This is a genomic window from Marinovum sp., assembly GCF_034669705.1.
In the GTDB taxonomy this organism is placed as follows: Bacteria; Pseudomonadota; Alphaproteobacteria; order Rhodobacterales; family Rhodobacteraceae; genus Marinovum.
Genome location: NZ_JAXMOR010000007.1, coordinates 108754 through 128036, shown reverse-complemented (window position 1 = coordinate 128036; position 19283 = coordinate 108754). Strand labels below are relative to the sequence as shown.

18 protein-coding genes are annotated in these 19283 nt (G+C 65.5%); 15 read left to right on the top strand and 3 right to left on the bottom strand.

The annotated features are described in order from the left end of the window. Positions 1–26 precede the first annotated feature (26 nt). Entirely contained in the window at positions 27–1223 is a 1197-nt protein-coding gene (locus VOI27_RS07330) for an ABC transporter substrate-binding protein (protein WP_323764662.1), read from the bottom strand. Positions 1224–1394: 171 nt separating this feature from the next. On the opposite strand from VOI27_RS07330, the gene VOI27_RS07325 reads away from it, so the two are divergent. Beyond that, positions 1395–2486 (top strand): PQQ-dependent sugar dehydrogenase, encoded by a 1092-nt coding sequence (locus VOI27_RS07325; protein ID WP_323764661.1) that lies wholly within the window; start codon positions 1395–1397, stop codon positions 2484–2486. Between the two features lie 61 nt (positions 2487–2547). Further along, positions 2548–2961 (top strand): hypothetical protein, encoded by a 414-nt coding sequence (locus VOI27_RS07320; RefSeq protein WP_323764660.1) that lies wholly within the window; start codon positions 2548–2550, stop codon positions 2959–2961. Between the two features lie 7 nt (positions 2962–2968). On the opposite strand, the gene VOI27_RS07315 is transcribed toward VOI27_RS07320, so the two are convergent. Continuing rightward, complete coding sequence (locus VOI27_RS07315) at positions 2969–3970, bottom strand: GlxA family transcriptional regulator (RefSeq protein WP_323764659.1); 1002 nt, start codon at positions 3968–3970, stop codon at positions 2969–2971. 185 nt (positions 3971–4155) lie between these two features. Here VOI27_RS07315 and VOI27_RS07310 point away from each other — a divergent pair, with 185 nt between their 5' ends. Further along, the gene (locus VOI27_RS07310) at positions 4156–5526 is read left to right on the top strand and encodes a class II 3-deoxy-7-phosphoheptulonate synthase (RefSeq protein ID WP_323764658.1); all 1371 of its coding nucleotides are present in this window, start codon (positions 4156–4158) and stop codon (positions 5524–5526) included. A 255-nt stretch (positions 5527–5781) separates the two neighbouring features. Here the strand turns inward: VOI27_RS07310 and VOI27_RS07305 are convergent, their stop codons facing one another. Next, positions 5782–6486, bottom strand: coding sequence for a PAS domain-containing protein (locus tag VOI27_RS07305; RefSeq protein WP_323764657.1), 705 nt, complete (start codon positions 6484–6486; stop codon positions 5782–5784). Between the two features lie 265 nt (positions 6487–6751). On the opposite strand from VOI27_RS07305, the gene VOI27_RS07300 reads away from it, so the two are divergent. From VOI27_RS07300 to VOI27_RS07240, 12 genes are all read left to right on the top strand, one after another. Then, a complete protein-coding gene (locus VOI27_RS07300; protein ID WP_323764656.1) occupies positions 6752–7642 on the top strand; it encodes a YicC/YloC family endoribonuclease in 891 nt (296 codons plus the stop codon). Between the two features lie 5 nt (positions 7643–7647). After that, positions 7648–8295: a guanylate kinase gene (gene gmk, locus VOI27_RS07295; protein WP_323764655.1), complete on the top strand. Its 648-nt coding sequence runs from the start codon at positions 7648–7650 to the stop codon at positions 8293–8295. After that, complete coding sequence (locus VOI27_RS07290) at positions 8292–8813, top strand: gamma carbonic anhydrase family protein (RefSeq protein ID WP_323764654.1); 522 nt, start codon at positions 8292–8294, stop codon at positions 8811–8813. The genes gmk and VOI27_RS07290 overlap by 4 nt, the downstream gene beginning before the upstream one ends. Position 8814: 1 nt before the next feature. Then, positions 8815–9996 carry a trans-sulfuration enzyme family protein gene (locus VOI27_RS07285; RefSeq protein ID WP_323764653.1) on the top strand — a complete coding sequence of 394 codons (1182 nt, stop codon included), beginning with the start codon at positions 8815–8817 and terminating at the stop codon, positions 9994–9996. Between the two features lie 3 nt (positions 9997–9999). Further along, positions 10000–11046: a sensor histidine kinase gene (locus tag VOI27_RS07280; protein ID WP_323764652.1), complete on the top strand. Its 1047-nt coding sequence runs from the start codon at positions 10000–10002 to the stop codon at positions 11044–11046. Between the two features lie 326 nt (positions 11047–11372). After that, entirely contained in the window at positions 11373–12353 is a 981-nt protein-coding gene (locus VOI27_RS07275) for a substrate-binding domain-containing protein (RefSeq protein ID WP_323764651.1), read from the top strand. 116 nt (positions 12354–12469) lie between these two features. Beyond that, positions 12470–13846 (top strand): phosphate ABC transporter permease subunit PstC, encoded by a 1377-nt coding sequence (gene pstC / locus VOI27_RS07270; protein WP_323764650.1) that lies wholly within the window; start codon positions 12470–12472, stop codon positions 13844–13846. A 14-nt stretch (positions 13847–13860) separates the two neighbouring features. Next, the gene (gene pstA, locus VOI27_RS23155; RefSeq protein WP_416374649.1) at positions 13861–15660 is read left to right on the top strand and encodes a phosphate ABC transporter permease PstA; all 1800 of its coding nucleotides are present in this window, start codon (positions 13861–13863) and stop codon (positions 15658–15660) included. Positions 15661–15674: 14 nt separating this feature from the next. Then, positions 15675–16472: a phosphate ABC transporter ATP-binding protein PstB gene (gene pstB / locus VOI27_RS07255; RefSeq protein WP_323764649.1), complete on the top strand. Its 798-nt coding sequence runs from the start codon at positions 15675–15677 to the stop codon at positions 16470–16472. 10 nt (positions 16473–16482) lie between these two features. After that, positions 16483–17202 carry a phosphate signaling complex protein PhoU gene (phoU, locus tag VOI27_RS07250; RefSeq protein WP_323764648.1) on the top strand — a complete coding sequence of 240 codons (720 nt, stop codon included), beginning with the start codon at positions 16483–16485 and terminating at the stop codon, positions 17200–17202. A gap of 3 nt (positions 17203–17205) precedes the next feature. After that, positions 17206–17895, top strand: coding sequence for a phosphate regulon transcriptional regulator PhoB (phoB, locus tag VOI27_RS07245; RefSeq protein WP_323764647.1), 690 nt, complete (start codon positions 17206–17208; stop codon positions 17893–17895). Between the two features lie 161 nt (positions 17896–18056). After that, the gene (locus VOI27_RS07240) at positions 18057–19283 is read left to right on the top strand and encodes an acyl-CoA dehydrogenase (protein WP_323764646.1); all 1227 of its coding nucleotides are present in this window, start codon (positions 18057–18059) and stop codon (positions 19281–19283) included.

Here is a 19283-nt window from a genome sequence, read left to right as displayed (position 1 = left end):
TCAAACTCATGATAACAAGGCTTTTATCAGCGGTAGCCGATCTCTTCCAGCTTGCCGTCCTTCATTTCCATTTCGACGTAGCCACCCGAGGCTTCGCCCGGCTCGATCAGCTCGACCGAGGAGGCGCCGACGTAATCGATGTCGGTGCCCGCCGCGATCAGCTCGATCGCCTTGGCCAGCTCGCCGGCATAGATCTTCTCGCCGGGCGCATTGGCCAGTTCCATCACCTTGGCCGCAGCCTCGGCGCCGTTGGTCGAACCGGCCGCCGCCATCGACAGCAGGATCAGCGCCATCGAATCATAGCCTTCCTTGGCATAGACCGCGGTGCCGTCGAAACCGGCTTCCTCCGCCATCGCGAGGAACTCGTCGCCGCGTTCGTTCTGGACACTGGGGTTCTGGCCGAAGGAGCCATCGATATCGCCGCCGAAGTTGTCCTCGAGCGCCTTGCCGATCATGCCGTCGGGCAGCACGAAGGTCTCGAAGGCGCCGGTGTCGAGCGCCGCCTGGATCACGCCGGAGCCGCCCTGGTCGACATAACCGATCACCACCAGCGCATCACCGCCGGCCGAGGCCAGCGAGCCGACTTCTGCGGAATAGTCCGCCTTGCCGTCCTCGTGGCTGGCCGAAAGGGTGACCGAGCCGCCGGCGGCTTCGAATGCCTCCTGGAACGAGGCCGCGAGGCCCGAGCCGTAGTCGTTGTTGGTGTAGGTCACGGCGACCTCGTCGATGCCGCGGCCTTTGATGATCTCGGCCATCACCACGCCCTGGCGCGCATCCGAGGGCGCCATGCGGAAGAACAACCCGTTGTCCTCGATCGACGACAGGCCCGGCGAGGTGGCCGAGGGCGAGATCTGCAGCACGCCGTTGGGAACCGAGACATTGGTCAGCACTGCGCCGGTGGCGCCAGAGCACATCGCGCCCATGATCGCCGCCACACCGTCTGAGGTGACAAGGCGTTCGGCTGCCGCGGTGGCCGCCGCCGCATCGGCGCAGGTGCCGTCGCCGCGCACCACTTCGGCCATCATGCCGTCGAGGATGCCACCGGCCTCGTTGACCTCGGCCAGCGCCAGTTCACCGCCGGCGGCGATGTCGGGGGCGAGGGTTTCGAGCGGGCCGGTAAAGCCCAGGATGATGCCCACCTTGAGGGCCTCGGAATGGCTTGCCGCCTGTGCCGTCACTGCGGACAGGCCGGTCAAAACTGTGGCCAGCAAAAACTTCTTCATCGTGATGTCTCCCTGATTGGATAACACTATCCGGCGGCCAGCCTATGCGCGGTCTTGCACAAAGAAAAGACCGATTGCCGCCGGGTCACGGCGCGATCTTCACAAAATTCTCATGCCCGTGGTCGGCCTGCCCTGAGGCACTATCCTTCTGGTAGATCAAAGGAGATTCCCATGTTGCGCCTCGTCCTGACATTCCTGCTCGCCGGCACCGCGGCAAGCTCAGAGCCGCTCGACACCTCGGCCGGGACCGTAGAGATCACGGCCGTGGTGCGCGGTCTCGACGAGCCCTGGTCGGTGGGCTTCCTGCCCGGCGGCGGCCTTCTGATCACCGAGCGCGACGGCAAGCTGCTGCATGTCGGCCGGGGCGGCGCTTATGGCACGGTCTCTGGCCTGCCACCGATCGCCGCCGTCGGTCAGGGCGGGTTGCTCGACGTGCTGGTGCCGCGGGACTTTGCCCAGCGGCGCGAGATCTTCATCTCCTACGCCAAGCCCGAGGGCTATCGCGCCGGCACTGCCATCCTGCGTGGCCGGCTCAGCGAGGACGGGCGGCAGCTCACCGAGGTGAAGACGATCTTTTCCATGACCGCGCCCACCAGCGCCGGCCAGCATTTCGGTTCGCGGCTGGTCGAGGCGCGCGACGGCACGCTGTTCCTGACCATCGGCGACCGCGGTGACCGGCCAGCGGCGCAAGACCTCAGCCGCCACAACGGCTCGGTCCTGCATCTCACGCGCGACGGCGCGCCGGCATCGGGCAACCCCGATCTCGGACCGAACGCGCAGCCCGAGATCTGGTCCTACGGCCATCGCAACCCGCAGGGCGCGGCGCTCGACCTGCAGGGCAACCTCTGGGTCAACGAACATGGCGCGCGCGGTGGCGACGAGGTCAACCGCATCCGCAAGGGCGCCAACTATGGCTGGCCGGTGATCGCCTATGGGCGGCATTATTCCGGCGGGCAGATCGGCGAGGGCACCGCAAAGCCCGGCATGGAGCAACCGGTGCACTACTGGGATCCCTCGATCGCGCCCTCGGGGATGATGTTTTATTCCGGCAAGCTCTGGCCGGCGTGGGAAGGCGATCTCTTTGTCGGTTCCCTGAAGTTCGACTACATTGCCCGGCTCGACGGCGCCCCGATGCGCGAACGCGAGCAGATAAAATCAGCGGCCACCGAGCGGGTGCGCGACATCCGCGAAGGCCCGGACGGTGCGATCTGGTTTCTCAGCGTCGGGCAGGGCGCGCTCTACCGGATGACGCCCGGGGGCTGAAACACTGGACGCAGACCATGCCAGCCGCCACACTCCCGGCATGTCATGGGGAGTTTCCGAGATGATCCTGCGCCACCTGATTTTGTGCTTCGTCCTGCTGCTGCCGCTTCCGGCCACGGCGCAGGACGCCCGGGCCATGTTTGACAATTACCTCGCCTTGCGCGCCCGGCTCGACACGCTGGTGATGAACCGCGACATCGCCGAGGTCATGCCGGCCTTCGGCGACGAGACCGATCCGGCCGAGCTCGAGGCGCTCGAACTGCGGGTGCGTGAGATCTATCCGCGCGACTTCGAGAATGTGGCCCTGATCCGCCGGCAGGACATGGAACACGGGTTCCGACAAGAGCTGATCGCCTATTGGGTCGACACCCAGTACATATATATCCACATGCTGCTGCATGACCGCGACGACGGCCTCATGGCGCTGGGGTTCAATTTCAACAGCGACTTCGGCGCGTTGCACGACAAGTTCTAGGTGGTCCTCAGACGGCGGGCCGCGAGCTGTGGGTGCCACGCTCGCGATAGGGCGTGGTGTCGTAATGCGCCCGGTAGCATTTCGAGAAATGCGACGGCGAGGCAAAGCCGCAGGCCAGCGCCACGTTGATCACGCTCATGTCGGTCTGCATCAGCAGGTTGCGCGCCTTCTCCAGCCGCAGCTCCATGTAATAGCGCTTGGGGCTGCGGTTGAGGTAGCGCCGGAACAGCCGCTCGAGCTGGCGGGTCGACATGCCGACATCGCGGGCCAGGATCGAGGGGCTGATCGGCTCTTCGATATTGGCCTCCATCTTCTGGATCACCATGCTCAGCTTGGGGTGGCGCACGCCGATCCGGGTCGGCACCGAGAGCCGCTGGCTGTCCTGATCGGTGCGGATCGAGGAATAGATCATCTGGTCGGCCACCGCATTGGCCAGCTCCGGGCCGTGATCGTCGGCCAGCACCTTGAGCATCATGTCGAGCGAGGAGGTGCCGCCGGCGGTGGTGATGCGCGGGCCGTCGATGGCAAAGATCATCTTCGACAGGCCGACGTCCTCGAATTCCTCGGAGAAGCTGTCGTAATTCTCCCAGTGGATCGTCGCCCGGCGACCATCGAGCAGACCGGCGCGGGCCAGGGCATAGCTGCCGGTGCAGAGCCCGCCGATCACCGGCCCCTTGCGGGCCTCGCGGCGCAGCCAGTTGAGCAGGCGTTTGGTTGTGGCATGCTGGATCTCGACGCCGCCGCAGACCAGGATCACGTCGTCGCGCTGAAGCTCTTCGAGATCGCCCTGCAGCTGGAAGGTGGTGCCGGCCGAACAGCTCTGGCTCTCGCCGCCTTCGCCGAGGATGCGCCAGGAATAGAGCGTCTTGCCGGACATCCGGTTGGCCAGCCGCAGGCATTCCAGCGCCGCCGAGAAGGGCAAGAGCGAAAAGTTCTCGAGCAGGACAAAGACGAAGCGGCGCGGCTTGGTCGCGGCGGGAACGGAGGCGTCTTCGGCTTTGGGTGTCATGCGCGGCGGACCTTTGGAATGGAGGTCTCTTTTCGACGGTTTCTGTGTCGCAAAAGGACAGGTTGCGCCAGTTGGACCGAAGCCCCGGGCGAGGTCAAGCCCCGCCGCAATTCGCATATGGTCACTCTGGCCCCGAGTTTGTATAAGCGGGCCGTTCCGATATCGCTAACCACCGGAGAGAGACGATGAGCGAGTGGCAAAAATCTGACTGGCGCAACAAGCCGCGGGTTCAGATGCCCGAGTATACCGACGCGGAGGCCCTGCAAGCCGTAGAGGCGCAGCTGGCCAAATATCCGCCGCTCGTCTTTGCCGGTGAGGCCCGGACGCTGAAAGCACGGCTGGCCGATGCCTCGCGCGGCGAGGCCTTCCTGTTGCAGGGTGGCGACTGCGCCGAGAGCTTCCAGCAGTTCTCGGCCGATGGCATCCGCGACACCTTCAAGGTGATGCTGCAGATGGCGATGGTGCTGACCTTCGGCGCCAAGGTGCCGGTGGTCAAGGTCGGCCGCATGGCAGGCCAGTTCGCCAAGCCGCGCTCGGCCCCGACCGAGGTCAAGGATGGCCAGGAGCTGCCCAGCTACCGCGGCGACATCATCAACGAGCTCGACTTCAGCCCCGAAAGCCGCATCCCCGACCCGTCGAAGATGCTGCAGGCCTACACCCAGGCCGCCGCGACGCTGAACCTGCTGCGCGCCTTTTCCACCGGCGGCTATGCCGACGTGCACAAGGTGCACCAGTGGACGCTCGGCTTTACCGACCGCGAGGAGAGCGAGAAGTACCGCGACATGGCGAACCGCATCTCCGATGCGCTCGACTTCATGATCGCCGCCGGCGTCACCAGCGACAACAACCACGCGCTGCAGACGGTTGATTTCTACACCAGCCACGAGAGCCTACTGCTGGAGTACGAAGAAGCGCTGACCCGTCAGGACAGCACCTCCGGCAAATGGCTGGCGGGCTCGGGCCACATGCTGTGGATCGGCGACCGCACGCGCCAGCCCGACGGCGCACATGTGGAGTTTGCCCGCGGCGTGCTGAACCCGATCGGCCTCAAATGCGGCCCGACCACCACGGCCGACGACCTCAAGGTGCTGATGGCCAAGCTGAACCCCGACAATGAGGCCGGCAAGCTGACCCTGATTGCGCGCTTTGGCGCCGGGTCGGTGGGCGAGCACCTGCCGCGGCTGGTCAAGGCGGTGCAGGAAGAGGGCGCCAACGTGGTCTGGTCCTGCGACCCGATGCACGGCAACACCATCAAGTCGGCCACCGGCTACAAGACCCGGCCGTTCGACTCCGTGCTGCGCGAGGTCCGGGAGTTCTTTGCCGTGCACAAGGCCGAAGGCACGATCCCCGGCGGCGTGCATTTCGAGATGACCGGCCAGGATGTGACCGAATGCACCGGTGGCGTGCGCGCGGTGACCGAAGAGGACCTGTCGGACCGCTACCACACCGCCTGCGATCCGCGGCTCAACGCCTCGCAGTCGCTGGAACTGGCCTTCCTCGTCGCCGAGGAACTGGTTGCGCGGCGCGATGCCAGCGCCTCGAGCCTGGCCGGCTGATCGCCGCAGCTATGTCAAGCTCCAACGCCCTCGCGATACGTCGCGGGGGCGTTTTTGTTTTCAACGCCGGGACCACGCCCGAAGCCGGCAGGTCTCTCGGCGTGTGCAGGGCAACCGCCGGCGTGACGGGCTGCCGCTTTGGTCCGGCAAGCGCATCAGTCAGAGGTCACCCGGGCTTTGCCGGGATAGAATCGACCATTCTACTGTCCCAGCGGCATTCCACCGGCCGCCGCTGCCCCGGCTCGGCCCGTGATCTCAGCTGTCGCTTTTCACCACCCGCAGATAGGGCGTCTTGTCCCGCACCAATCCCGACTGCGCCTCGGCAAACCCCGGCACCGGCTGTCGGACGATCGACCGCGGCGGCTGCACCGCCCGGCCCGAAAGCGCCGAGATATCCGACTTGACGACCTCAAACCGCCGCGGCGCGCGGCCCACCGGCCCGTCGGTCACGAAACAGCCCAGCGCCCGGTTCACGTCGCCGAAATCATCCATCAGCGGCAAGAGCAACAGACGCCCGGTCAGCTCAGGCTTGCCGAGCCGTTTTTCGGCAATCAGCGAAAGCTCGGCCCGCGCGGGCGCCTCGAACACCTGCGACAGCGCATGCGCCAGCCGCTCGCGAGAGACCGGAACGATCATCGCCGAAAGCGGCATGCCGCGCACCTCCATCCCCATCAGATTGCAAAGATGGGTGCCACCGAGCCGCAGCCGCGCATGGGTTGGCGCGACCTGCTCGGCGATGAAGGCAAATTCCAGCGCAGTCTCGATGCCGCGCGGGTCAATCTCAGACCGGGGCGGCACATTGCGGCCACCGCGCATCGCGTCCCAATAGGCCTCGACCTGTTGCAGCGGGCGGCACCACTTGGCGCGCAGCTTGTCACTCAGCGGCAGAACATCCGCCGGTTCGCCGATCACCGGCGCTGCCGCCTGCGAGACCCCGGTTTTGCTGTCGTGTGAAGACATGGTTACTTCCTCAATATCCGCCCTCCCATTGTCGCCCGAAAGGTTATGCCTCTCACTTAACGCGGCAATGGTTACCCAATTCCTAATATGCCACGATTATCTTTAATTGGGGCGTCTTTCGGCCCGTATGGTTAACCCCCGCACCAACCGCCGGCGGGGTTTCGGCTTGCCCAGAGACCGGGGATTGCCTATTCGGAACGCCAAATCATGCAGAGAGTGGCCGTTTCACCGCGAGATCACGGGGCGTTCGGACCGGGGAGTTGTGATGCTGCAATCGATGACAGGGTTCGCGGCTGGCCAGGGCGCCAGCGGTGACTTCAGCTGGACCTGGGAGATCCGCGGCGTCAATGCCAAGGGGCTCGACCTGAGGATCCGCGTGCCGGACTGGGTCGAGGGGCTCGAGGCGGCGCTGCGCAAGCAGATCACCGGGGCGCTGAAGCGCGGCAACGTGACAGTCAATCTGCGGCTGTCGCGGGTTGAGGCCGGCGGCAGCCAGCGTCTCAACCACCAGCAGCTCGATCAGGTGCTGACGGCGCTGGCCGAAATCGAGCAGCAGGCGATCACCCGCCACGTCTCTCTTGCGCCCTCGACCGCGGCCGAGATCATCGCCCTGCGCGGCATGATGGAACAGGACGAAGAGGCCACCGACACCGCCGCCCTGCAATCCGCACTTGTCGAAGATTTTCAGACGGTTCTGGCGTCTTTCTGCGAGATGAGATCAGGTGAGGGCGCAGCCCTGCAGGCGGTGCTGAACCGACATCTGGACGAGATCGAGGGGCTGGTCACCGCTGCCGGGGCCGCCGCCGAAGCCCGCCGCCCCAAGGCTCGCGAGACCCTGAAGACCGCGCTGGCCGCGGTGATGGAGGGCGCCGCCGAAATGGACGAAGACCGCATCGTCCAAGAGTTGGCCTTACTGGCGGTGAAGTCAGATATAACAGAGGAAATCAACCGCTTGAACGCGCATGTAAAGGCAGCACGTGAACTTGTCTCGGCGCCGGGAAGCGTCGGTCGTAAGCTCGACTTCCTGATGCAGGAGTTCAACCGCGAGGCCAATACGCTGTGCGCAAAATCTGGCGACAGCGCTTTGACCGCCGTGGGGCTCGACCTCAAGGCGGTGATCGACCAGATGCGCGAACAGGTTCAGAACGTGGAGTGAGGACGATGACCGACAGCAAGCGACGCGGCCTTTTGATCATCCTGTCCTCGCCCTCGGGCGCCGGCAAGTCGACCCTGGCGAAACGCCTGCGGGCCTGGGACAATTCGATCGTCTTCTCGGTTTCGGCAACGACCCGGAAACCGCGCCCGGGCGAGGTGAACGGTGTCGACTATCACTTTGTATCGGAAGCAGAATTCAAGAAGACCGTGTCCGAGGGCGGGATGCTGGAACACGCCCATGTCTTCGGCAATTTCTACGGCTCACCCAAGGCCGCGGTGGAAGAGGCGATCAATGCCGGCAAGGACGTGCTCTTCGATATCGACTGGCAGGGCGCGCAATTGATCGAGAATTCCGATCTCGGTCGCCACACGCTCTCGGTCTTCCTGCTGCCGCCCTCGATCACCGAGTTGCGCCGCCGGCTCGAGACCCGGGCGCAGGACAGCGCAGAGGTGATCGGCAAGCGGATGCAGAAGAGCTGGGACGAGATAAGCCATTGGGGCAGCTATGATTTCGTTCTGGTCAACGATGATCTTGACGTCACCGAAGAGAAGCTCAAGACCATCGTCACCGCCACCCGCCTGCGCCGCCTGCAACAACCGGACCTGACCGAGCACGTGCGCAAACTGCAATCGGAATTCGAGGATTTGCCATGACGCTCTATGCGCTTGACGGGGTGCGCCCCGAGATCGCCGAAGACAGCTGGATCGCCCCCGACGCCAACCTGATCGGACGCGTGGTGATCGAGGCCGGAGGTTCGGTCTGGTTCGGCTGCACCCTACGCGGCGATAATGAGGAAATCCGCGTCGGCGCCGGAAGTAACGTTCAAGAAAACGTTGTATGTCATACAGATATGGGATTTCCTTTACGTATCGGATCAGGTTGCACCATCGGCCATAAGGCGATGCTTCACGGCTGCGTGATTGGCGAAAACAGCCTGATCGGCATGGGCGCCACGGTGCTCAACGGCGCCCGCATTGGCCGCAACTGCCTGATCGGCGCCGGCGCGCTGATCACCGAGGGCAAGGAGATCCCTGATGGCAGCCTGGTGATGGGCGCCCCGGGCAAGGTGGTGCGGCAGCTCGACGCTGCGGCGATCGAAGGCCTGCGCAAATCGGCGCAACACTACCAGGACAACATGCGCCGGTTCCGCGCCGGGCTGAAGGCACTCTGACATGCGCAACGACAAGGGCACATTGATCCGGCCGGAGATCCTGACGGAGGGCATCAGCCGGCCGGTGGTAACACCTCTTTCACCTTCTGTGGTCTATGCTTCGGACACGCCGGATACGCTCGATTCGCAATACGAGGGGCGGGCGCAGGGCTATACCTATGCGCGCGAGGGGCACCCCAATGCGGATTTGCTGGCGCGGCGGATCGCGGCGATGGAGGGCTGCGAGAGCGGCTTGATGCTGGGCTCTGGCATGGCAGCGGTGACGGCGGTGCTGCTCGGGCTGTGCAAGAGCGGCGACCATGTGGTGGGCGGCGACCAGCTCTACGGGCGCTCGCTCAGGATGATGCGGGAGGATCTGCCGCGGCTGGGGATTGCCACCAGCCTGGCCGATCCGACCGACCCGGAGGCGTTTCGCAAGGCGCTGCGGCCCGAGACCCGGCTGATCCTGCTGGAGGTGGTGTCGAACCCGACGCTGCGGGTGGCCGATGTCGCCGGCATCGCGACGGTGGCGAAAGAGGCGGGCGTGCTGCTGGTGGTGGACAACACCTTCACCACCCCGCGCGGCCTCCGGCCATTCGAGCTTGGCGCCGACGTGGTGCTGCATTCGGTGACCAAGCTGCTGGCGGGCCATTCCGACGTGACCCTGGGCTGGGTTGCGGCGCGGGATCCGGCGTTGCAAAAGGCGATGTATGATTTCGCCGTCACCACCGGCATGACGCCGAGCCCGTTCGACTGTTGGCTGGCAGAACGCGGGCTGATGACCTTTGACCTGCGGTTCGAGCGGGCACAGGCGACGGCGGAGGCGCTGGCCGAGGCGCTCTCGGGTCTCGAAGGCGTCCGGCGCGTGCTTTATCCGACGCGCGCCGACCACCCGGACCGGGGGCTGGCAAAGACGCTGCTGAGCGGCGGCTGCAACATGGTCTCCTTCGAGATCGAGGGCGGCCGGGCGCAGGCCAATGCGCTGACCGAGGCGGCCCGCGGCGTGGCCTTTGCGCCGACGCTGGGCGATGTCGGCACCACGCTGTCACATCCGGCTTCTTCCTCGCACCGGGGGCTGAGCGAAGCGGGCCGCGCGGCGCTGGGGATCACCGAGGGGTTCTTCCGGGTGTCGGTCGGGCTCGAGGAGCCGGCGGCGCTGATCGCTGAATTCACCCGCGCGGTGGCCGCGGCGCGGGCGGTCTGAGCCATGCCGGAGGCCCGCGAGCTTCTGCAGTCGGTGGTCGATGCGCTGCCGCAGCCGATGGTGGTGATCGGCGATGACGAGCGCATCGAGCACGTCAACACCCCGGCGCTGCGGCTGGTGGGCGCAACACCGGTGGGGCGGCATTTCATCACCGTGCTGCGCCAGCCCGCGCTGCTTGATACGGTCGAGGCCACGCTGCGCGACCACGCGCCGCGCCAGACCAGTTTCCTCACCCGCGAGGACGGCCAGGACGTGACCTATATGGTGCGCTGCGCTGCGCTGCATCGCGGCGAACGGCACGGGGTCCTGCTCAGCTTCGAGGATGTCACCGAGGTCGAGGCGGCGAGCCAGATGCGGCGCGATTTCGTCGCCAATGTCAGCCACGAGCTGAAGACGCCGCTGACCGCGCTTTTGGGCTTTATCGAGACCATCCTGCACGGCCCCGCGCGCGAGGATGCGGCGGCGCGCGAGCGGTTTCTCGGCATCATGGAGGCCGAGGCCGAGCGGATGAACCGGCTGGTGGGCGACCTGCTGTCGCTCAACCGCGTCGAGGCGACCGAGCGGATGCGGCCGACGGTGCGCATTGACCTGGCGGTGCTGCTGAACTCGGTGGTCAAAAGCCTGAGCGGGATAGCCGAGGACGCCGGTCTGACCATTGTCGCCGATGTGCCGGAGCCGCCGGTCTCGGTGCCGGGCGACGAGGACCAGCTGCGCCAGGTGCTGACCAACCTGATCGAGAATGCGATCAAATACGGCGCCGAGGGCAAGCGCATTGATGTCAGCCTGACCACGCCGGCCTATCACCCGCGGATGCGCTGCGACACGGTCGAGCTGGTGGTGCGCGATCATGGGCCGGGCTTCGACCCGGTGCATATCCCGCGGCTGACCGAACGGTTCTACCGGGTCGACAGCCATCGCTCGCGCGAGCGGGGCGGCACCGGGCTGGGGCTGGCGATCGTCAAGCACATCGTCGGCCGCCATCGCGGCCGCATCCAGATCGAATCCGAACCGGGGCAGGGCGCCACGTTCCGGGTGCTGCTGCCCGCCTGAGCGGCGAAATGTGACAGTGCCGCTGGAGGGCCTGTCACATTTGCCGGGCAGACCCCTCCGCCAACGCCATCGCAGATGTTTTTCCTTGGCGCATAGCCGCCAGTCACCCAGCGCATGGCTTTTGAAAATATTTGTAATACCAGTGACTTGCGCAACTCAACTTTCAGCACCCGGCAAATTCTTGCATCCCGGCGGCGGAACCTTTTCGACTGTCATAAAAGCGTTACGCATCTGTCACAAAAGCATTGCCGACGATCAATAGCAGTGCCGCAGCGGACGCCACGACGAACCCCGGCGTCCCGATACGAGACAACAGGAGCTCTTCCATGAACTTTGTGAAACTGACCGCCTCGACCTTGGCGATCGCTGCCGTTTCCGCCACTGCCGCCTCGGCGCGCGACCAGATCCGCATCGTCGGCTCGTCGACCGTGTTCCCGTTCTCCACCGCCGTGGCAGAGCAGTTCGGCAAATCGACCGACTTCGCCACCCCGGTGGTGGAATCGACCGGTTCGGGCGGCGGCGTCAAGCTGTTCTGCGCCGGCGTCGGCGAAGAGCACCCCGACATCACCAATGCCTCGCGCCGCATCAAGCAGTCCGAAGTCGAGCAGTGCATCGAGAACGGCGTCAACCTGACCGAAGTGGTTGCCGGCTATGATGGCATTGTCATCGCCAACGCCAAGTCCGGCCCCGACTTCGAACTGACCCTCGGCCAGGTCTGGCAGGCGCTGGCGGCCCACGGCCCGATGCCCACCACCTGGGACGAGATCGACCCGGCGCTGCCCGCCGTGGAAATCGAAGTGCTGGGCCCGCCGCCGACCTCCGGCACCCGCGACGCCTTCGAAGAGCTGGCGATGGCCGCTGGCTGTGAAGAAGCCGGTGGCACCGACTGTGAAGGCGAAGGCCTGCACATCCGCGACGACGGCAAGTTCATCGAATCCGGCGAGAACGACAACCTGATCGTCTCCAAGCTGGAAGCCAACGACCGCGCGCTGGGCATCTTCGGCTTCTCCTTCCTCGACCAGAACGCCGACGCCCTCAAGGGTGCCGTGGTCGACGGTGTCGAGCCGACCTTCGACGCCATCGCCGACGGTGACTACCCGGTGTCGCGCTCGATGTACTTCTACATCAAGCACGCCCATGTCGGCGTGATCCCCGGCGTGATCGAATATGCCAGCGAGTTCGTCAACGCCAATGGTGAAGACGGCTACCTGATCGATCTCGGCCTGATCCCGGTCAGCGAAGATCTGATGGCGCAGAACCAGGACGCCGTGGCCAACCTGCCTGAGCTGACCGCCGAAAACTACTGATCGCAATGCGCGACTGACGACACACCGGGGGCGGATCACCGCCCTCGGTTCATTTTTCCGGGCAGCGGTTTCCCCGTCAGGCCCGGAGCGACCCGCCGTACTCCGGAGCCTGATTGATGGTATTCACTCTGACACTGGCCATTCTAGCGCTGGCAATCGCGGCATATCTGCTGTCGAGCCGCCGCGCCGCAGTGGTGGCCGCGACCGATGACGTGCATCTGCATTCCCGTCCCTCCTACCATGGCCTGCACAGCTTTCTCTGGGTGCTGATCACCGGCTGGGGCATCCTGATCTTCCTCGTCATCTTCGGCAACTGGTGGGTGACCTCCAGCCTGATGGCGCAAATCTCCGAGGCCGCGCCGGACGCGGCGATGATCGAACGCCAGCTGATCCTGTCGGACGCCCGCGCCATTGCCGAGGGCCGGATTTCCTCGGAAAGCGGCGACCTGCGGCAGGCGCTGTCGACCCGGTTTGCCCGGCTCGACGCCATCCATTCCTGGGCGCTGATCGTGCTGGGCCTTGGCGGCGCGTTCCTTGCCGGGCTTTATTCCTATTCCCGCGTGGCGCCGGAATGGCGCGCCCGCAACCACAGCGAAAAGGTGATCCGTGCGGTGCTTCTGGTGATGGCGGGCATCGCCATCCTGACCACCATCGGCATCGTGCTGTCGCTGATCTTCGAGACCATGCGGTTTTTCAGCGCCATCGACTGGCAGATTCACAAGTACCTCTTCGGCACCACCTGGAGCCCGCTGTCGGGCGTCTTCGAGGGCAAGATGGACGCCGACAAGGTGGGCGCGCTGCCGCTGTTTGCCGGCACGCTGCTGATCACCCTGATCGCGATGATCGTGGCGGTGCCGGTGGGGCTGTTCGCTGCCATCTACCTGTCGGATTTCGCCTCGGCGCGGGTGCGCGCCTTTGCCAAGCCGATGCTGGAAATTCTCGCCGGCATCCCGACCGTGGTCTACGGCTTTTTCGCCGCGATCACCCTCGCCCCGATGCTGCGCGACGGGGGCGAGGCAATCGGCATCCGCGTCGCCTCTGAATCGGCGCTGGCGGCGGGGATCGTGATGGGGGTGATGATCATCCCCTTCATCTCGTCGCTGTCGGATGACGTGATCAACTCGGTGCCGCAATCGCTGCGCGACGCCTCGCTGGGGCTCGGCGCCACCAAGGCCGAGACCATGCAGCAGGTGGTTCTGCCGGCGGCGCTGCCGGGGATCGTCTCGGCGGTGCTGCTCGCGGTCAGCCGCGCCATCGGCGAGACGATGATCGTGGTGATGGCGGCCGGGCAGGGCGCCAACCTGACGGCCAACCCGCTCGAGGCCGTGACCACCGTGACGGTGCAGATCGTGGCGCTGATCACCGGCGACACCGAGGCCGAGACCGCGGCCGGGCCGGCCTTTACCCTGGGCTTCACGCTCTTCGTGCTGACCCTGATCATGAACATTGCGGCGCAGCGGCTTGTCGCGAAGTACCGTGAAAAGTACGACTGAGGAAAGATCGAGACATGTCTGACATCACCTCCCAACCCGAAGGCAGCCGCGGTTTCGATCACGGCAGCATCGCCACCGGCTCGCTGCGCCTCAAGCGCCGCCGCTGGGCCGAGATGCGGCTCAAGGCCTATGGCATTGCCGCCATCGCGGTGGCGGGCTTCGCGCTCGTCGCCCTTCTCAGCTCGGTCGTGGGCCAGGCCTCCAAGGCGCTGACCGAACATTACATCACCGCCGAGGTGACGCTCGACCCGGAGGTGCTCGGCATCGCCGAGGGCGCCACCGGCAGCGAACTGTTGCGCGCGGATTTCGACGCGCTGACCACACAGGCGATGCGCGATCTCTTTCCCGCCGCCACCGGCCGGACCGAGCGCCGGGCGCTGGGCAATCTGGTCTCCGGCGGCGCGCCGTTCGAGCTGGCCGACAAGATCACCGCCGAACCGGCACTGCTGGGCCAGACCATCACCTATGATTTCCTGGCCTCTGACGTGACCGACCTCTATCTCAAGGACGAATACGGCACGCTGAACGAGGAGGCCGTGAGTGGCACCCTGAGTGTGACCGAGGGCGCCGATGGCGACCTGATCCTGACCAGCACGGCGGATGATTTCGCCGGCGCGCTGATGGCGGTGAAGGGCCAGCTCTTTACCGATGTCGAGGACCTGCGCCGCAAGGCTGCGCGCCAGGCCAATGCCGTCAGCGTCTATACCGAACGCGCCGCGGCGGCGGAGACCGAAGAGGCCCGCGCGGCCCAGCTGGCCAAGCTGGAACAGGCCCGCGAGGCCGAGCAGGCGCTGCTTGACGAGGCGCTGGCGCTCGAGGCGCGGGCGCGCGGGGCAGGCGGCTCGGAAGAGGTCGACGACGAGAACATCTCGCTTCTGGTCAAGGCCGGCGGCGGCTGGATCCGGCTGACCGAGGTCGGCGACAGTGAGGCCCGCGGCGAGCTGATGACGCAGCTCGACCTGCCGGTCGAGGGCAGCACCGACTGGGGGTTCTATACCACCAGCCAGCCGGAGGATTCGCGCAAGGTCTCTGACCACCAGATCGTCTGGATCGAGACCCTGAAAGACCGCGGCCAGGTCAAGGAGACCTTCAACTGGCGCTTCTTTACCGCCGCCGACAGCCGGGCGCCGGAACTGGCCGGCATCCGCGGCGCGCTGGTGGGCTCGCTCTTGACCATGGCGGTGACCTTTGGTCTGGCCTTCCCGATCGGCGTGCTGGGCGCGATCTACCTCGAGGAATTCGCTCCGAAAAACCGCTTCACCAACTTCCTCGAGGTCAATATCAACAACCTCGCGGCGGTGCCCTCAATCGTCTTCGGTCTGCTGGGGCTTGCAGTGTTCCTCAATGTCTTCGGCGTGCCGCGCTCGGCGCCGCTGGCGGGCGGGATCGTGCTGGCGCTGATGACCCTGCCGACGATCATCATCGCCGCCCGCGCCGCGATCCAGGCGGTGCCGCCCTCGATCCGCGAAGCGGCCCTCGGCGTCGGCGCCTCGAACGTGCAGGCCAGCTTTCACCACGTGCTGCCGCTGGCGATGCCCGGCATCCTGACCGGCACCATCATCGGCATGGCGCAGGCGCTGGGTGAAACCGCGCCGCTGATCATGATCGGCATGGTGGCCTTCATCGTCGACGTGCCGACCTCGATCACCGACAGCGCCACGGTTCTGCCGGTGCAGGTCTACCGCTGGTCCGACTTCCCCGAACGTGCCTTCGAGGCGCGGACGGCGGCAGCGATCTGCGTGCTGCTTCTCTTCCTTGTTGTAATGAACCTTCTGGCCATCGTGTTGCGCCGCCGGTTCGAGCGCCGCTGGTAACGAAAGGACACCCCATGTACGATACCCCGAAAGCGGAGATCGCCGTGACCACCAACGAGATCAAGTTCTCGGCCAACAATGTCGACGTCTTCTATGGCGACACCCATGCCATCAAGGGCATCGACATCCAGATCGAGGCCAATACCGTGACCGCCTTCATCGGCCCCTCGGGCTGTGGCAAGTCGACCTTTCTGCGCTGTCTCAACCGGATGAACGACACCATCGAGATCTGCCGCGTCGAAGGCGACATCCGGCTCGACGGCGAGGACATCTATGACAAGAAGGTCGACCCGGTGCAGCTGCGCGCCAAGGTCGGCATGGTGTTCCAGAAGCCGAACCCCTTTCCCAAGTCGATCTACGACAACATTGCCTATGGCCCGCGTATTCACGGGTTGGCCAGAACCAAGGCCGATCTCGACGTCATCGTCGAGAAATCGCTGCGCCGCGGTGCGATCTGGGACGAGGTCAAGGACCGGCTGCACGCCCCCGGCACCGGCCTTTCCGGCGGTCAGCAGCAGCGGCTCTGCATCGCACGCGCGATTGCGACGGAACCGGAAGTGCTTTTGATGGACGAGCCCTGTTCGGCGCTCGACCCGATCGCCACGGCGCAGGTCGAAGAACTGATCGACGAGCTGCGCTCGCAGTACTCGGTGGTGATCGTCACCCACTCGATGCAGCAGGCCGCCCGCGTCAGCCAGAAAACCGCCTTCTTTCACCTCGGCAACCTGGTGGAATTCGGCGACACCTCGAAGATCTTCACCAAACCGGAAGACCCCCGCACCGAAAGCTATATCACCGGTCGGATCGGGTAAGGAGCACATCATGCAAGAGCACATTGTCAGTTCCTTCGACCGCGACCTCGAAGGCATCCAGGCGCGGATCATGAAAATGGGCGGGCTGGTCGAACAGGCCATTCTCGACGCCGCTCAGGCGCTCGAGAGCCGCGACGAGGAGTTGAGCGAAAAGGTCCGCCGCGGCGACAAGGCGATCGACGCGCTCGACGAGATGATCCACGAAGAGGCCGCCCGGGTGATTGCCCTGCGCGCGCCGACGGCGGTCGACCTGCGGATCATCCTGTCGGTGATGAAGACCTCGAACGACCTCGAGCGGATCGGCGACCTTGCCAAGAACATGGCGAAGCGCAACTCGGTCCTGATGCAGCTGACCCAGATCGACGGCGCCACCGCCGCCCTGCGCCGCATGGCGCGCGCGGTCGAGGTGATGCTGAAGGATGCGCTGGACGCCTATATCCAGCGCGACGCGGCGCTGGCGCGCGACGTCATCCTGCGCGACACCGACGTCGACCAGATGTACAATGCCACCTTCCGCGAATTCCTGACCTTCATGATGGAAGACCCGCGCAACATCACCGCCTGCATGCACCTGCATTTCATCGCCAAGAACCTTGAGCGGATGGGCGACCATGTCACCTCGGTGGCCGAACAGGTGGTCTTTCTGGTCGAAGGTGCCATGCCGGCCGAGCGCGAGAAGAGCGACCGCACCTCGCTCGACAAATCGCTCTCGCCCGAGCCGGGAGCCTAGGCCATGTCAGTCGATCAACCCACCGTTCTGGTGGTCGAGGACGAGCCGGCGCAGCGCGAGGTGCTGTCCTACAACCTCGAGGCCGAGGGCTTTCGCGTCAGCCGGGCCGAGGATGGCGAGCAGGCGCTGCTTCTGGCCGAGGAGGAGGCGCCGGACATCATCGTGCTCGACTGGATGCTGCCGAACGTCTCGGGCATCGAGGTCTGTCGCCGGCTGAAATCGCGCCCCGAGACCCGCGGTGTGCCGGTGATCATGCTCTCGGCCCGGGCCGAGGAGGTCGACCGGGTGCGCGGGCTGGAAACCGGCGCCGACGACTACGTGGTGAAACCCTATTCGGTGGTCGAATTGATGGCGCGGGTGCGCGCCCAGCTGCGCCGCACCCGGCCGGCCAGTGTCGGTGAGCGGCTGGAATACGAGGACATCGTGCTCGACAGCGAGACCCACAGGGTGACCCGCGCCGAGCAGCCGTTGAAACTGGGGCCGACCGAGTTCCGGCTGCTGACCACTTTCATGGAAAAGCCGGGCCGGGTCTGGACCCGCGAGCAGCTGCTCGACCGGGTCTGGGGCCGCGACATCTATGTCGACACCCGCACCGTCGACGTGCATATCGGCCGGCTCAGGAAGGCGCTGTGCCAGCATGGCGGCGGCGATCCGCTGCGCACCGTGCGCGGTGCCGGCTACGCCCTGGGCTGACAGGCAAACTGGCCGAGGACGCCCGCAAGGGCGGAGGAGGGCGCTCCTCAAGCCCTTGCGGGCTTTCCTCGTGCCTCAGCGTCATTTGATCATATCCCGGTTTCCTTCCGCCCCGGCGATGCGTTATTCTCGGCGCAATTCACCCCATGGGAGGCCTGCCGATGTCTGCACTTGATGTGACCCCACTGAAGCCCAAGGACGCGCCCGATCTCGGCCGCTTCGACTGGTCGGACCCGCTGCGCCTGTCGGGCCAGCTTACCGAGGAAGAGCGCATGGTGGCCGAGGCCGCCCGCGCCTATGCCAGCGAGAAGCTGGCGCCGCGCGTCATCGAGGCCTACGAAAAGGAAACCGTCGCGCCCGAGCTCTTTGCCGAGATGGGCGAGATGGGCCTGCTCGGCACCACCATCCCCGAGGCCTACGGCGGCATTGGCGCAGGCTATGTCACTTACGGTCTCGTCGCCCGCGAGATCGAACGGATCGACAGCGGCTATCGCTCGATGATGTCGGTGCAATCGAGCCTGGTGATGTACCCGATCTATGCCTATGGCACCGAAGAGCAGCGCCAGAAGTATCTGCCGGGATTGGCAAAAGGCGAATTGATCGGCTGTTTCGGCCTGACCGAGCCCGACGCGGGCTCCGACCCCGGCGGCATGAAGACCCGGGCGCAAAAGATCGACGGCGGCTACCGGCTGACCGGCACCAAGATGTGGATTTCCAACGCGCCGATCGCCGATGTCTTCGTGGTCTGGGCCAAGTCTGACGCCCACGATGGCAAGATCAAGGGGTTCGTGCTGGAGAAGGGCGCCAAGGGGCTCTCGGCGCCGAAGATCGGCAAGAAGCTCTCGCTGCGCACCTCGGTCACCGGCGAGATCGTGCTCGACGGGGTCGAGGTCGGCGAAGACGCGCTCTTGCCCAATGTCTCCGGTCTCAAGGGGCCGTTCGGCTGCCTCAACCGCGCGCGCTATGGCATCGCCTGGGGAGTGATGGGCGCGGCGGAGTTCTGCTGGCATGCGGCACGCGGCTATGGCCTTGATCGGCAGCAGTTCGGCAAGCCGCTCGCCGGTACGCAGCTGTTCCAGAAGAAGCTCGCCGACATGCAGACCGAGATCACCCTCGGGCTGCAGGCGGCGCTGCAGGTCGGACGGCTGATGGACGAAGCCAATGCTGCGCCCGAAATGATCAGCCTGATCAAGCGCAACAACTGTGGCAAGGCGCTGGATATCGCGCGGATGGCCCGCGACATGCATGGCGGCAACGGCATCTCAGGCGAGTTCCAGGTGATCCGCCACATGGTCAACCTCGAGACGGTGAACACCTACGAGGGCACCCATGACGTCCATGCGCTGATCCTAGGACGGGCCCAGACCGGCCTTCAGGCCTTCTTCTAA

What these genes read in the sequence shown, in the direction of transcription:
- VOI27_RS07330 (WP_323764662.1), bottom strand. Translation starts at nt 1,223, where the DNA reads ATGAAGAAGTTTTTGCTGGCCACAGTTTTGACCGGCCTGTCCGCAGTG.
- VOI27_RS07325 (WP_323764661.1), top strand. Translation starts at nt 1,395, where the DNA reads ATGTTGCGCCTCGTCCTGACATTCCTGCTCGCCGGCACCGCGGCAAGC.
- VOI27_RS07320 (WP_323764660.1), top strand. Translation starts at nt 2,548, where the DNA reads ATGATCCTGCGCCACCTGATTTTGTGCTTCGTCCTGCTGCTGCCGCTT.
- VOI27_RS07315 (WP_323764659.1), bottom strand. Translation starts at nt 3,970, where the DNA reads ATGACACCCAAAGCCGAAGACGCCTCCGTTCCCGCCGCGACCAAGCCG.
- VOI27_RS07310 (WP_323764658.1), top strand. Translation starts at nt 4,156, where the DNA reads ATGAGCGAGTGGCAAAAATCTGACTGGCGCAACAAGCCGCGGGTTCAG.
- VOI27_RS07305 (WP_323764657.1), bottom strand. Translation starts at nt 6,486, where the DNA reads ATGTCTTCACACGACAGCAAAACCGGGGTCTCGCAGGCGGCAGCGCCG.
- VOI27_RS07300 (WP_323764656.1), top strand. Translation starts at nt 6,752, where the DNA reads ATGCTGCAATCGATGACAGGGTTCGCGGCTGGCCAGGGCGCCAGCGGT.
- gmk (WP_323764655.1), top strand. Translation starts at nt 7,648, where the DNA reads ATGACCGACAGCAAGCGACGCGGCCTTTTGATCATCCTGTCCTCGCCC.
- VOI27_RS07290 (WP_323764654.1), top strand. Translation starts at nt 8,292, where the DNA reads ATGACGCTCTATGCGCTTGACGGGGTGCGCCCCGAGATCGCCGAAGAC.
- VOI27_RS07285 (WP_323764653.1), top strand. Translation starts at nt 8,815, where the DNA reads ATGCGCAACGACAAGGGCACATTGATCCGGCCGGAGATCCTGACGGAG.
- VOI27_RS07280 (WP_323764652.1), top strand. Translation starts at nt 10,000, where the DNA reads ATGCCGGAGGCCCGCGAGCTTCTGCAGTCGGTGGTCGATGCGCTGCCG.
- VOI27_RS07275 (WP_323764651.1), top strand. Translation starts at nt 11,373, where the DNA reads ATGAACTTTGTGAAACTGACCGCCTCGACCTTGGCGATCGCTGCCGTT.
- pstC (WP_323764650.1), top strand. Translation starts at nt 12,470, where the DNA reads ATGGTATTCACTCTGACACTGGCCATTCTAGCGCTGGCAATCGCGGCA.
- pstA (WP_416374649.1), top strand. Translation starts at nt 13,861, where the DNA reads ATGTCTGACATCACCTCCCAACCCGAAGGCAGCCGCGGTTTCGATCAC.
- pstB (WP_323764649.1), top strand. Translation starts at nt 15,675, where the DNA reads ATGTACGATACCCCGAAAGCGGAGATCGCCGTGACCACCAACGAGATC.
- phoU (WP_323764648.1), top strand. Translation starts at nt 16,483, where the DNA reads ATGCAAGAGCACATTGTCAGTTCCTTCGACCGCGACCTCGAAGGCATC.
- phoB (WP_323764647.1), top strand. Translation starts at nt 17,206, where the DNA reads ATGTCAGTCGATCAACCCACCGTTCTGGTGGTCGAGGACGAGCCGGCG.
- VOI27_RS07240 (WP_323764646.1), top strand. Translation starts at nt 18,057, where the DNA reads ATGTCTGCACTTGATGTGACCCCACTGAAGCCCAAGGACGCGCCCGAT.